Below are 12,901 nucleotides of genomic sequence, written 5' to 3'. Positions count from 1 at the left end.
GATCACTGGCGGTGTGTGAGCACTCCGTGAATCCCGATTACCGACGGGTACACAAAGCCTCGGCTCCGGCATACCCTGCGCCTCATGACGGACGCGCAGGCCCCGGCCAAGACCGGCACGAACCCCCTCGCCCCCGCCCCCGAGGGCGCCCGCACCGCCGCGGACGTGGTCACACCCGAGCTGGTCGCCCAGCTCACCAAGGGCGTGGCCGGCTCCGGACGGACCGCCAACCACACGCCGTTCACCGGCGAGAAGCTGGCCGACCTGCCCGAGTCCACGCCGGAGGACGTCCAGAAGGCGTTCGACGCGGCCCGTGTGGCCCAGGCCGTCTGGGCGCAGACGCCGGTACGGCAGCGCGCCGCCGTCCTGCTCCGCTTCCACGATCTGGTCCTGGAGCGCCAGGCCGAGGTCCTCGACCTGATCCAGCTGGAGACCGGCAAGGCCCGCCTGCACGCGCACGAGGAGGTCCAGGCCGTCGCCGTGGCCGCCCGCCACTACGGTCGCAAGGCGCCTGCCTACCTCCGTCCCAAGCGGCACGCCGGCGCCATGCCCACCCTCACGCGTGTCACCGAACTGCGCCACCCGCGCGGCGTGATCGGCCAGATCGCCCCCTGGAACTACCCGTTGGAGCTGTCGGTCGGCGACGCCCTCCCCGCCTTCGTCGCGGGCAACGCGGTCGTGATGAAGCCCGACACGGAGACCTGCCTGACCGCGCTGTGGGCGCGCGACCTGCTCATCGAGGCCGGACTGCCCGCCGAGGTCTTCCAGGTCGTCCTCGGTGAGGGCCCCGTCGTCGGCCCCGAGGTCGTCAAGCACGCCGACTACGTCTCCTTCACCGGCTCCACCCGCACCGGCCGCGAGGTCGCCCAGGGCGCCGCCGCCCGCCTGGTCGGCGTCTCCCTCGAACTCGGCGGCAAGAACGCCATGCTGGTGCTGGAGGACGCCGACATCGAGAAGGCGGCCGCGGGTGCGGTGCGTGCCTGCTTCTCCTCCGCGGGCCAACTGTGCATCTCCATCGAGCGGTTGTACGTCCACGAGTCGATCGCCGACGCCTTCCTGGAGCGCTTCGCCGCCCGCACGAAGGCCATGCGCCTCGGCAGGTCCCTCGCCTACGGCGCCGACATGGGCAGCCTGGTCGGCGAACGCCAGCTGGAGACCGTCAAGCGGCATGTCGAGGAGGCGGTGGCCAAGGGTGCGAAGGTGGTGGCCGGCGGAGTGGCCCGCCCGGACATCGGCCCGTACTTCTACGAGCCGACCATCCTCGACGGCGTCGAGGCACCCATGGCCGTCTGCACGGAGGAGACCTTCGGCCCGGTGGTCTCCCTCTACCGCTTCACGTCGGACGACGAGGCGATCGAGCACGCCAACTCCACGCCGTACGGCCTGAATTCCTCGGTCTGGACGAAGGACGGCCGCCGCGGCCGGGACATCGCCGCCCGCCTGCGCACCGGCACGGTCAACATCAACGAGGGCTACGCCCCCGCCTACGGCAGCGTCCAGTCCCCGATGGGCGGCATGAAGGACTCCGGCCTCGGCCGCCGCCACGGCTCGGAGGGCATCCTCAAGTACACGGAGGCCCAGACGGTCGCGCAGCAGCGGCTGCTCCCGATGGCGCCGTCACTTGGAATGGACGACGAGAAGTACGCGGCTTTCATGAGCCGCAGCCTGCGCCTGATGAAGGCGTTCCGTTTCCGCTAGACAGCACCCGTTCTCAACGAGGAGAGCACGTGTCGCAGGAGAAGTCTGTCCACACCCGGGACGAGGACGGGTACGACTACGACGTGATCGTCGTCGGATCAGGATTCGGCGGCTCCGTCACCGCCCTCCGCCTCACCGAAAAGGGCTACCGCGTCGGCGTCCTGGAAGCCGGCCGCCGCTTCACCCGCGAAACGCTCCCCAAGAACTCCTGGGACCTGAAGAACTACCTCTGGGCCCCCAAGCTCGGCATGTACGGAATCCAGCGCATCCACCTGCTGGGCAACGTCATGGTCCTGGCCGGCGCAGGCGTGGGCGGCGGCTCCCTCAACTACGCCAACACCCTCTACGTACCGCCGAAGCCGTTCTTCGAGGACCCGCAGTGGCGGCACATCACCGACTGGCAGGAGGAGCTGGCGCCGTACTACGACCAGGCGCAACGCATGCTCGGTGTCCGCCTGAACCCGACGATGACGCCCTCCGACGTCCATCTGAAGGCGGCCGCCCAGCGGATGGGCGTCGGCGACACCTTCCACCTCGCGCCGGTCGGAGTGTTCTTCGGCGACGGAAAGGACGCCGACGGGACGGCGCGGGCCAAGCCCGGCGAAAAGGTCGCGGACCCCTACTTCGGCGGCGCGGGCCCCGCGCGCAACGCCTGCAACGAGTGCGGCGAGTGCATGACCGGCTGCCGCCACGGCGCCAAGAACACCCTCAACGAGAACTACCTCCACCTCGCCGAGAAGGCGGGCGCGGTCGTACACCCGCTGACGACGGTCGTGTCGGTCACGGACGACTCGCGCGGCGGCTACGCCGTCACGACCCTCCCCACCGACAACCGCAAGAAGGGCAAGGGCCGCACCTTCCGGGCTCGTCAGGTCGTGCTGGCCGCCGGCACCTACGGCACCCAGACGCTGCTGCACCGGATGAAGGCGACCGGCCGACTCCCGTACGTCTCCGACCGGCTCGGGGAGCTGACCCGCACCAACTCCGAGGCCCTGGTCGGTGCCCAGACCACCAACCGCCGCTACCGCAAGGTCACCGGCGAGAAGAAGGTCGACTTCACCCGCGGCGTCGCCATCACGTCCTCGGTCCACCCCGACGCCAACACCCACATCGAACCGGTCCGTTACGGCAAGGGCTCCAACTCGATGGGCGGCCTGGCCATCCTCCAGATCCCGTACACGGAGGGTTCGTCCCGCGTCCTGGCCTTCCTGCGCAACGCCGCCCGCCACCCCTTGATGATGCTCCGCTCGTTCAACAACCACCGCTGGTCGGAGCGGACGATCATCGGCCTGGTGATGCAGTCGCTGGACAACTCCCTGACGACGTATCTGAAGCCGGACGGAGTCGGCAAGGGCCTGCTGACCGCCCGTCAGGGCCACGGCGCCCCCAACCCCAAGCAGATCAGGGCCGCTTCGGAGGGCGCGTCGGCGATCGCCGCCGAGATCAACGGGTTCCCGGGCAGCAACATCGGCGAACTGATGGGCACCCCCCTCACCGCGCACTTCCTCGGCGGCTGCCCGATCGGCGACTCCCGCGAGACCGGCGTGATCGACCCGTACCACCGCCTGTACGGCCACCCCGGCATCTCGGTCGTCGACGGGGCGGCGGTCTCGGCGAACCTGGGCGTGAACCCGTCCCTGACGATCACCGCGCAGGCCGAACGCGCGATGTCGTTCTGGCCCAACAAAGGCGAGGCCGACCCGCGTCCGGCGCAGGGAACGGCGTACGAACGTCTGAAGCCGGTGGAGCCGCAGTCCCCGGCGGTCCCGGCAGAGGCGTTCGGTGCGCTGAAGCTGCCGTTCCTGGGGATACCGGCGGTGCCGCCCAAGCCGTAAGGCAACAGAGAGAGGGACCTGCGCCCCCCTCCGAGCGCAGGTCCCTCTCTCTGTCTTGCGGTGAAGCCCCTACCGGGCCGCGTCAGGCGCCTTACGCCTGCGCACCCGCCTTGTTGCGCCGCACGACGAACACCGCACCCGCACCGGCGACGACGGCGACACCGCCGACCAGGCCGATCATGGGCAGCGCGGAGCTGGAGCCGGTCTCGGCGAGGCTGCCGGTGGCGGAGACGGAGTTCACGTCGTCCAGCTCGGCCATCCCGCCCTGCGGCTTGGCGTCCGGGGGGTTACCGGCGTCCGAGCCCGCGGCGAGGATGTCGAAGAAGTAGACCCAGCCGTTCGGGTCGTCGGCCATCCAGCAGCCGTCGGCGTCTGAGTACTGCGCGAAGCCGCCGGTCACGCCGATGGCGTCGGGCACCTTGCCGCTGACACTCAGCCGCAGCGGGTACGAGGTCGACTGACCCGCGCCGAGCGAGAATGCGGTGAACGTCGCACCCTCACCGGCCGCGTCCGCGAGCGTCTGCCAGCCGCCGGCGGCCTTGTCGTAGACCTGGACGGTGATCTGGCCGGAGTAGTCCTGCTCGTCCCAGCCGAGCGCGGCGACGCCGATCAGCGGCTTGATGTTCTTGATCTCCTCGTCACCGCTGTTGGAGACGTTGAAGGAGAACTCGGTCCACCCGCTGCCGGCCACGATGGTCTCGGGCAGCCCCGACAGACCGCTGCGCAGGTCCTCGCTGAGGCCGACGGACTCGTCGTCCGCGTTCTCGCAGAGGTCGGGCTCCTCCTCCGGGGTGGAGGCGCTCGGGCTGGGCGTGGCGGAGGCAGACGCCGACGCGGAGGCCGAACCGGTCGGCGTGGCGGTGGCGGTCTCGGTAGCCGTCTCGGTCGCGGTTGCCGACGGCTCCTCGGTGGGCGTGTCGGTCGCGGACTCCGTCGGCGTGGCGGTGGCGGTCTCGGTGGCCGTCTCGGTCGCGGTTGCCGACGGCTCCTCGGTGGGCGTGTCGGTCGCGGACTCCGTCGCGGTCACGGACGGGGACGCGGAACCCGTGTCTTCGGTCGCGTACGCGGCCGGTGCCGCGAGCAGCGCCATCGGGGCTATCGCTGCCGTCGCGGCGGCCACTGCCAAGGCACGGCGAAGCTTCATGAAGTCCTCAAGAAGTCCGGTGTGCTGCGGCGTCGCAGCACGCGTGGGCGGAGGGCTCCGCGTGTGGGGCGCGGGTGTGACCCTTGGTTCAGCAGGTTTGATCCACGAGGCCTGTGAATGGTTGTCCCGCACTTCACGCAATTCTTATGTGACCTGAGTCACTCATGGTGATCCGGCCGTACACACGCGAAGGGCCCCGCGGGACGGAGCCGCGGGGCCCTTCTTTCGTCAGCACCGGCGTCAGGGCTGCGCCGGTGCCTGGGAGCGACGCCGGGGGGTTGCGCCGCTGGCCTTGATGAAGCCCTGGACATTTCCGCCGGTCGGCCCCGGGCGTCCCCGGAGCCGACCGTTCTCTTGGGTGACCGGCCTGCTGTCCCCTGCCGTCCGGTCACTTCCCTGAAGCGAGGTCCCACGACGCACGGCACGATCCGTACGTCTCATCGCTCCAGCGAGCCACGCGTGGTTCTTTCGGGCCCGCCCCTGGCTGGCACGGACACCGGGACCAACGAAGCGTCTCGCGCGGCGGTCACGCGCCGTACGGGTGAGAGGCATGCGTACGTGCGTACACGGAACGCCGATTCAGATCCGGCCGCGACACAGTTCGAGCAGGGTCATCGCGAGTGCCGTACCGGGCTTGCCGAGCGCCTCCCGGTAGTGGCCGAGGATCTCCATCTCCCGGGAGAGGTTCACCCGGCGGCCGCCGGAGGTGATCCGGGCTTCCTGAATGACGGCCGAGACGGCCATCCGTTCCTGGATCAGGCCGATGATCCGGTCGTCGAGTGCGTCGATGCGCTCGCGCGCGCCGGTGATCACGTCGGTGGCCTCGGGCGTGTGCGCGCCGGTCTTCTCCGCTGCGGTGGCAGTCATGTCGTGGGCTCCTCGTGGAAGGTGGCCCCCGGAACTGACAAGCCCCGGAAAACGCCAGGCGCCCCGGACCTTGTCGGCCCGGGGCGCCTGGGAAGTCGCTTGTCAGTTGCTCAAGCGGCACGACCATGGCAGCCGGCGGGCCGGTTGCCATAGGTAAAGAGGAAGGTCGCGTACGTGAGCATGGGGTCAGTATGCCGTGACCTCCGGTGACGGCCAACCCCGTTCGCATCCTGAGACGGGAGCCACCTGCGGCAGCCCCGTTAGAATCGGTGGTACAGCCCCTTTCAAGCCGCCGGAAGGCAACCCGTGTCATCAGCGACCCCCGCCGCCCCCGACACCGTCCTGGTCGTCGACTTCGGTGCGCAGTACGCCCAGCTCATCGCCCGACGCGTCCGCGAGGCCCGGGTCTACAGCGAGATCGTGCCGAGCACCATGCCGGTTCAGGAGATGCTCGCCAAGAACCCGGCGGCGATCATCCTCTCCGGCGGGCCCTCGTCCGTGTACGAGGAGGGCGCGCCCCGCCTGGACCGCGAGATCTTCGAGTCCGGTGTCCCCGTCTTCGGCATGTGCTACGGCTTCCAGCTGATGGCCCAGGCCCTCGGCGGCACCGTCGACAACACCGGCGCCCGCGAGTACGGCCGTACCGACCTGCACATCTCCAAGTCGTCCTCCACCCTCTTCGAGGGCACCCCGGCCGAGCAGGCCGTGTGGATGTCGCACGGCGACGCCTGCTCCGCCGCCCCCGAGGGCTTCACCGTCACGGCGTCCACGGACGTCGTCCCGGTCGCCGCCTTCGAGAACGACGAGCAGAAGCTGTACGGCGTCCAGTACCACCCCGAGGTCATGCACTCCACGCACGGCCAGCAGGTGCTGGAGCACTTCCTCTACCGTGGTGCCGGCCTGACCCCGTCCTGGACGACCGGCAACGTCATCGAGGAGCAGGTCGAGGCGATCCGCGCGCAGGTCGGCGACAAGCGCGCGATCTGCGGTCTGTCCGGCGGTGTGGACTCCGCCGTCGCCGCCGCCCTCGTCCAGAAGGCCATCGGTTCCCAGCTGACCTGCGTCTACGTCGACCACGGCCTGATGCGCAAGGGGGAGACCGAGCAGGTCGAGAAGGACTTCGTGGCCTCGACCGGGGTGAACCTGAAGGTCGTCGACGCCGAGGAGCGGTTCCTCAAGGCGCTCGCCGGGGTCAGCGACCCCGAGGAGAAGCGGAAGATCATCGGCCGGGAGTTCATCCGGGTCTTCGAGCAGGCGCAGGCCGAGATCATCGCGGACGAGGGTCCCGCGGTCGAGTTCCTCGTCCAGGGCACCCTCTACCCCGACGTGGTCGAGTCCGGCGGCGGCACCGGCACCGCCAACATCAAGTCCCACCACAACGTCGGCGGCCTGCCCGAGGACCTCGAGTTCCAGCTGATCGAGCCGCTGCGCAAGCTGTTCAAGGACGAGGTCCGGATGGTCGGCCAGGAGCTCGGCCTGCCGGAGGAGATCGTCCAGCGCCAGCCGTTCCCGGGCCCCGGCCTGGGCATCCGTATCGTCGGCGAGGTGACGAAGGAGCGGCTCGACCTGCTCCGCGAGGCCGACGCCATCGCCCGCGAGGAACTGACCGCGGCCGGTCTCGACCGGGACATCTGGCAGTGCCCGGTGGTCCTGCTCGCGGACGTCCGCAGCGTCGGCGTCCAGGGCGACGGCCGGACGTACGGCCACCCGATCGTGCTGCGCCCGGTCTCGTCCGAGGACGCGATGACGGCCGACTGGTCGCGGCTGCCGTACGACGTCCTCGCGAAGATCTCCACCCGGATCACCAACGAGGTCCGGGACGTCAACCGCGTCGTCCTCGACGTGACGTCGAAGCCGCCGGGGACGATCGAGTGGGAGTGATCCCTACGTGCGCTTGATCGTGCGCAGGGGCTCGCCTGGCTTCCAGACCTGGACGACCAGATAGGTGTCGTCCTCGACGTAGGTCCGTACGACCTCCGTCAGCTCGGTGCGGAAGAGGTGGAACGGCTCCGGCGGTTCCACCTCTTCGCCGTACGCGGCCTTCGTCTCGGGATCGTCGATCTCGACCGCCCGCCCGCTGATCCGTACGTCCCCGCCGCCCATCCCGGTGCCTTCTCCCGGGTTCGCCTGGAGTACGAAGCGTGGGTCGCGGCGCAGGTCGAGGGCCTTGCGGGAGTCCGGCATCATGCCGAGCCACAGCTCGCCGTTCAGGAACCGCACCTCGAGGCCGGTGGTGCGCGGTGAGCCGTCCTTGCGCAGGGTCGCGAGGACGTGGTGGGTGAACGCCTTGAAGCGCTCCTCGACGGTCTTCGCGAGGTCGGGTTCGGCGGCGACGAACGATGCCCAGTTTGCTGTCATACGACGAGTGTGCCGCCGAAACCCGACATCTTCTGTCGTGATTCACATAAGTCGCCGAAGCCCTGTTCTCCTGCGCTGACCGCGGGTAACTTCCGCTCCGTACCGGAACCCAGCGCCGGAGGTCCCATGCCCGCGCCCATCCCGCCCCAGCCCCTGCCCACCGACCGGCTGCAGTTCGCGATGCCGCCGATGTACGAGTCGGTCGACGACGAACGCCGACACCGCAAGGAACGGCTCGCCGGGGCGTTGCGGATCTTCGGGCGGTACGGGTTCGAGGACGGCGTGTCCGGGCACATCACCGCCCGCGACCCGGAGCACACCGACTGCTTCTGGGTCAATCCGTTCGGGATGCCGTTCAAGCACGTCACCGTGAGCGACCTGGTGCTGGCCAACCAGGACGGGCAGGTGATCGACGGCCGTTACCACGTCAACCAGGCGGCGTTCACCGTGCACGCGCAGGTCCACGCCGCCCGCCCGGATGTCGTCGCCGTCGCCCACTGCCACTCCGTGCACGGCCGCGCCCTGTCCGCGCTCGGCGACCTGCTCGACCCGATCACCCAGGAGAGCTGTGCCTTCTATGAGGACCACGCCCTGTACGACGCCTACTCCGGCGTCTCTGTCGACCTCGCGGAGGGCCGCCGGATCGCCGCCGCGCTCGGTTCGCACAAGGCGCTCGTCCTGCGCAACCACGGACTGCTGACCGTCGGCGACTCGGTGGACGCGGCGGCCTGGTGGTTCCTGTCGATGGAACGCTCCTGCCAGGTGCAGCTCACGGCCAAGGCGGCCGGGCGCCCCGTGCTCATCGACCACAAGTCGGCGGTGGCGACGCGCGAGCAGCTCGGCGGTGACCTGGTCGCGTGGATCAACTACCAGCCGCTGTGGCAGGACATCAGCCGCGGTGAGCCGGATCTGCTGTCGTAGTGTCGTGGCGGACGGTTCCTGGTGTGGGTTCGGGTTCCGTCACGCCGGATGATCTCGGCCTTACGGAAGTTCTCGGGGTCGGGTCAACATGGCGGCCGTCCTTTCACCCGCGCTGACCAGACCTGCCGGACCCGAGCCGGGTTGGCGTAGGGCACAATTCGCTGTCGTCGCACGGGAGTTGTACGCCCTGGATGTACGACTCCGTTCTACGGTGATGCGCGGGAAGGCAGGCGTCGGGCGTGGCGGTGCAGGAAGCGAGACAGGACGCGGACGCGAGTGCGCGCGCGGGCGCCCACGGAGGCGGCTGCACCTGCGGGGACTGCCCGCACGGGGCGCGTACGGGACACCGGCGGGCCGTCGCCGAATTCCTGCTGAAGCGCGATCAGTTCGCGGCCGGGCAGGGCCTGCCGGCAGCCGTGGCCCACTCGGTCTCGGCCTCCCGCCAGTGGGTCTCCGAGGAACTGACCCAGTCCGCGGCGGTCGTCGCCGAACGCGGCCGGGCGGAGGGCGAGGCCTGGCTGGCGCGCCTGTGGTGCCGTACCGCCTGCGCGGCCTGGACGCTGGTCCTGCTGTTGCTGCTGATGCAGTCGCTGACCGCGATCGGCGCGGGCTGGACGACGGCCCGCACGGCCGGGCTGTGCGCCGCGCTGGTGGTGGCGGGGGTGCTGACGGCGGCTTCCTGGTTCCACCGGACGCGCGGCGGAGTACTGGCCCCGGTCATCGGCGAGGACAACCGCCTGTCCACCTCCCGCGCCGTGGCCGCACTTTGGGTGCTGTTCGTCGCCTACGCGGTGCTCGTGCTGGCGGGGCAGCTGGCGGCGGCCTCCGCGCCCGGCGAGCGCGACGCGCTGATCGCCGGGCTCGAACTCGCCCACGGCGCCGGGGTGGTGACCGTCCTCGCCGTCACGTGTGCGATCGCGGTACTGGTGCGGCGGGTGGTCGGCCTGCGCGTCCTCGGGCAACGGCTGCAGAAGGTCCGCGCGGACCGGCCGAGGGCTGCCGACCTGCTGACGGACGATTCGGGGCGCGGCACCTTCGCCGACATCCAGTACGTCGTCATCAGCGCCGTCGCCCTGCTCTTCGCGGCGGTACGGCTGGCCCGACGCCCCGACCAACTGCCCGACCTGCCCTGGGGGCTCGCGGTGGTGGTGCTGGTGTCGGCGGCCACCTACCTGGCCGGCAAGTACGCCGAGGGCGGCCGCCCGGTCGTCCTCTCCGTCGTCCGCGCCCGCGAGGCCGGTGACCTGGACGCACCGATCCGCACCGGCGAGGACATCGAGATCCGCGGCGCGGGCTTCGTCCCACCGGGTGCCGACGGTGCCGACCGCCTGTCCCGGATGGTGGTCCGCATCGGTGCGGTCCACGTTCACGTCCCCCTCGTCCCCGTGGCCGGCGGCTTCAGCAACCCCACGGACGGCCTGCTGACCGTGCCCGTGCCGGCGGATGTGGAGCCCGGGCGGGTGGAGGTACGCGTGGTCACCGCGGCCGGGGTCGAGACGAATGCGTATGCGATCGACGTGACGGAGTGACAGAAGGGCCGACGCCCCCGCCAGGAGCCGGGCGTTGCTGCTGAGGCCAGTTCACCGAAATCCGGCCGGAACGCGATTGAGCCGGTCCTCCCTTGCGTACGTATCGTCTGATGAGGGCCCACGGCACGGCGTCCGAGAGGCGGCTATCAGCGATGACTCACGGTATTCGTACGGACACGCACACCCCCCATCTCAACGGCGACCGCGACTGGCGGGACACCGCCACCCGTTACGCCCTGCTGCCCCTGCGCATCTTCCTCGGCGTCACCTTCATCTACGCCGGCCTCGACAAACTCACCGACAGCGCCTTCATGAAGGACGCCGGCTCCGGCTCCGTCGGCGACATGATGCGCACCGTGCGGGATTCCTCGGCCATCCCGGCGCTGGTCGACATGGCACTGGAGAACCCCGTCGCCTTCGGCTACGCCATCGCCTTCGGTGAACTCGCCGTCGGTATCGGCACCCTCCTCGGCCTCCTCACCCGCCTCGCCGCCCTCGGCGGTGCACTGATCTCCCTCAGCCTTTGGCTGACGGTCAGTTGGGCCTCCGACCCTTACTACTACGGCAACGACCTCCCCTACCTCATGGCCTGGCTCCCCCTCGTCCTCGCGGGCGCGCCCATGCTCTCGCTGGACGCGGCACTCCGCTCCCGGCGACGCCGACGGGCCTATCAGTAGGCCGACTCTCGAGGCCGGGCGGTACCCCGGCCGCTCAACGACCGGCACTGTCAGCGGGGCGGCGCGCCGACGGGCGTGTCCTGCCGGGGGGCGCGGTCCGTCCCGCGGCGCCGGCGTATGGCGCGGCCGGCCATCCCCGCGATCCCGGCGAGACAGAGGCCGCCCACGACCACGGGGATCACCACGAACCACGGTGTCTCCCAGGCGTCGCCCGCGTCACCGGCGTAGATGACGCCCGCGACGGTGACGAAGAAACCGGCGACCAGCCTCCCGGGCTGGAACTCATGACGCAGCACGGCTCACCTCCACCTGTCCGACACCCACATGGAGGTCCAGCTCGACCGTGCCCGCGCTCTTGGTGCCCGAGGCCGGCTTCAGCGTCACCTCCTGGTACCTGCCCGGCTGCACATCCACGTCCTGTGCCTGCTCGCCCGGCAACTGGATGTCACCCAACCCCACGTCGATACTCGCCTTCACAGTCACGTCCGGCGGGACGATCACCAGCAGCCGGCCGGCGCCCACGTCGGCGCCCGTGGACACCGTCTGGCCCCTGGCCGGGTTCAGCCGGGTCAGGTCCAGGGTGCCGACGCCGGTACCGAGGTCGTAGGCCGGCGCCACGTCCGCCACCGCGGCCGGCCGCCAGGTCGTCCGTATCCACTCCGTGCCGATGTCCTTGGGCAGTGCCGCCGCCCCAGCCAGCAGGCCCGCCGTGACGACCGCCAGGAAGATCGACCCCGCTCCCGTACGGCCCAGGAACGCGCTGACCGCGATGCCCAGACCGATGACGGCGAGCGCGCACGCAAGGCCGGTCTGCAGGCTGGTGCCCAGCGGCTGCTCGTCCCAGGTCCCGCGGGTGCCGAGGGCAGCGGCGAGCAGGGCGAACAGGAAGACCCAGCCGCCTATCCAGCGCGGGCCGCGCGGTCTGGGGGGCGCGGGGCGCGGGGTGCGAAGGTCCTCGTGGCCGCTCCCGCGGGTGCTGATGTTGACGGCCGCCGCGATGTCGCGGTCGCGGGATTCGTGCGGTCCCCAGAGATAGCCGGTGCCTCCGACGTGCGTGCCGTCCTTGACGATCGGGTCGCGCCACCAGGACGGGTAGGCGGCCGCAACCGGGGGAGCCTGGGCCTCCGGCGGCGCGTCGGCGGCCGCCTGCGCGGCCAGCGGGTCGGGGTCGGGGGCGCCGCGGCGCTGCGACCAGTACCCGGCGCCCGCGAGGAGGAGGGACAGCACGACGGCGAAGGTCAGCACGCCGCCGTTGTTCAGCATCGTCAGGAAGACACCGCAGCCGACCAGCGCGAACAGCACCGCCGTGAGCGCCTGCCCGTCGACACGGCCGGTCAGGAGCTTGTGCACCTCGTTCTGGTCCTCGTCGTCGTACGGGACGAAGAGCCAGGCGAAGCCGTAGAAGATGAGACCGAGACCGCCGGTCGCGGCGAGCACCGCGAGTGTGATCCGGAAGATCACCGGGTCCATGTCGAACTGCCGCCCAAGACCGGCGCACACCCCGGCGAACACCTTGTGCCGTCGGTCCCGCCGGAGCCTCAGGGGCGGCTCGGACACCTCGGCATCCTCGGGCGCCCCGGCAGCGTGAGGCGCTCCGGCGCCGCCGGTCGTCGTCTTCCCGTTCATGTGCCCGGTCCCGCTCGTCTCTCCTGCCGCGCCGGCCCCTTCGTCGGTCCTGCCCGGCTGTCCGTCCTCGCCCTGCGTGCTCGTTTGCTCGGGTGCGCCCGCACCGTCGGGCGCGCGCGGTTCCTCACCTGCGCCCGTCGCGGCCGCCGCGTCGGACGGGGTGGCCGCTGCGGGCAGGGCATCCGCGTCGGGCACGGCGTCTGCGGCGCGCTGGTGATCAGTCATGAGTCCATGGTGACGGGCGGG

11 protein-coding genes are annotated in these 12,901 nt (G+C 70.7%); 6 read left to right on the top strand and 5 right to left on the bottom strand.

The annotated features are described in order from the left end of the window. Positions 1 to 84: 84 nt before the first annotated feature. Entirely contained in the window at positions 85 to 1,698 is a 1,614-nt protein-coding gene (locus ACFVJQ_RS04770) for a succinic semialdehyde dehydrogenase (protein ID WP_385780934.1), read from the top strand. A gap of 29 nt (positions 1,699 to 1,727) precedes the next feature. Beyond that, a complete protein-coding gene (locus tag ACFVJQ_RS04765; protein WP_385780931.1) occupies positions 1,728 to 3,533 on the top strand; it encodes a GMC family oxidoreductase N-terminal domain-containing protein in 1,806 nt (601 codons plus the stop codon). A gap of 91 nt (positions 3,534 to 3,624) precedes the next feature. On the opposite strand, the gene ACFVJQ_RS04760 is transcribed toward ACFVJQ_RS04765, so the two are convergent. Both ACFVJQ_RS04760 and ACFVJQ_RS04755 read right to left on the bottom strand, forming a co-directional pair. Continuing rightward, on the bottom strand, positions 3,625 to 4,677 hold the full coding sequence (locus tag ACFVJQ_RS04760) for an LAETG motif-containing sortase-dependent surface protein (protein WP_385780928.1): 1,053 nt from the start codon (positions 4,675 to 4,677) through the stop codon (positions 3,625 to 3,627). Between the two features lie 579 nt (positions 4,678 to 5,256). Beyond that, entirely contained in the window at positions 5,257 to 5,544 is a 288-nt protein-coding gene (locus ACFVJQ_RS04755) for a chorismate mutase (protein WP_385780925.1), read from the bottom strand. A 306-nt stretch (positions 5,545 to 5,850) separates the two neighbouring features. On the opposite strand from ACFVJQ_RS04755, the gene guaA reads away from it, so the two are divergent. Further along, entirely contained in the window at positions 5,851 to 7,425 is a 1,575-nt protein-coding gene (gene guaA, locus ACFVJQ_RS04750) for a glutamine-hydrolyzing GMP synthase (protein WP_385780922.1), read from the top strand. A gap of 3 nt (positions 7,426 to 7,428) precedes the next feature. Here guaA and ACFVJQ_RS04745 read toward each other — a convergent pair whose 3' ends face one another. Then, positions 7,429 to 7,902: a pyridoxamine 5'-phosphate oxidase family protein gene (locus ACFVJQ_RS04745; RefSeq protein WP_385780919.1), complete on the bottom strand. Its 474-nt coding sequence runs from the start codon at positions 7,900 to 7,902 to the stop codon at positions 7,429 to 7,431. A gap of 126 nt (positions 7,903 to 8,028) precedes the next feature. Between ACFVJQ_RS04745 and ACFVJQ_RS04740 the strand changes: the two genes are divergently transcribed. The 3 genes from ACFVJQ_RS04740 to ACFVJQ_RS04730 all read left to right on the top strand — a co-directional run bounded on the left by ACFVJQ_RS04740 (position 8,029) and on the right by ACFVJQ_RS04730 (position 11,029). Further along, positions 8,029 to 8,823 carry a class II aldolase/adducin family protein gene (locus ACFVJQ_RS04740; protein ID WP_224734649.1) on the top strand — a complete coding sequence of 265 codons (795 nt, stop codon included), beginning with the start codon at positions 8,029 to 8,031 and terminating at the stop codon, positions 8,821 to 8,823. Positions 8,824 to 9,062: 239 nt separating this feature from the next. Further along, positions 9,063 to 10,352 (top strand): hypothetical protein, encoded by a 1,290-nt coding sequence (locus ACFVJQ_RS04735; protein ID WP_385780916.1) that lies wholly within the window; start codon positions 9,063 to 9,065, stop codon positions 10,350 to 10,352. Between the two features lie 152 nt (positions 10,353 to 10,504). Further along, positions 10,505 to 11,029 carry a DoxX family membrane protein gene (locus ACFVJQ_RS04730; protein ID WP_385780913.1) on the top strand — a complete coding sequence of 175 codons (525 nt, stop codon included), beginning with the start codon at positions 10,505 to 10,507 and terminating at the stop codon, positions 11,027 to 11,029. Between the two features lie 50 nt (positions 11,030 to 11,079). Here ACFVJQ_RS04730 and ACFVJQ_RS04725 read toward each other — a convergent pair whose 3' ends face one another. Next, positions 11,080 to 11,325, bottom strand: coding sequence for a hypothetical protein (locus tag ACFVJQ_RS04725; protein WP_385512614.1), 246 nt, complete (start codon positions 11,323 to 11,325; stop codon positions 11,080 to 11,082). After that, positions 11,312 to 12,880, bottom strand: a complete 1,569-nt coding sequence (locus tag ACFVJQ_RS04720) for a PspC domain-containing protein (RefSeq protein WP_385780910.1) — start codon at positions 12,878 to 12,880, stop codon at positions 11,312 to 11,314. The genes ACFVJQ_RS04725 and ACFVJQ_RS04720 overlap by 14 nt, the downstream gene beginning before the upstream one ends. Positions 12,881 to 12,901 lie beyond the last annotated feature (21 nt).

Source organism: Streptomyces sp. NPDC127197 (assembly GCF_042672405.1).
Lineage (GTDB): Bacteria > Actinomycetota > Actinomycetes > Streptomycetales > Streptomycetaceae > Streptomyces > Streptomyces flavusporus.
Note: the sequence above shows the minus strand (reverse complement) of the source record. Positions and strands in the feature narration are given on the sequence as shown.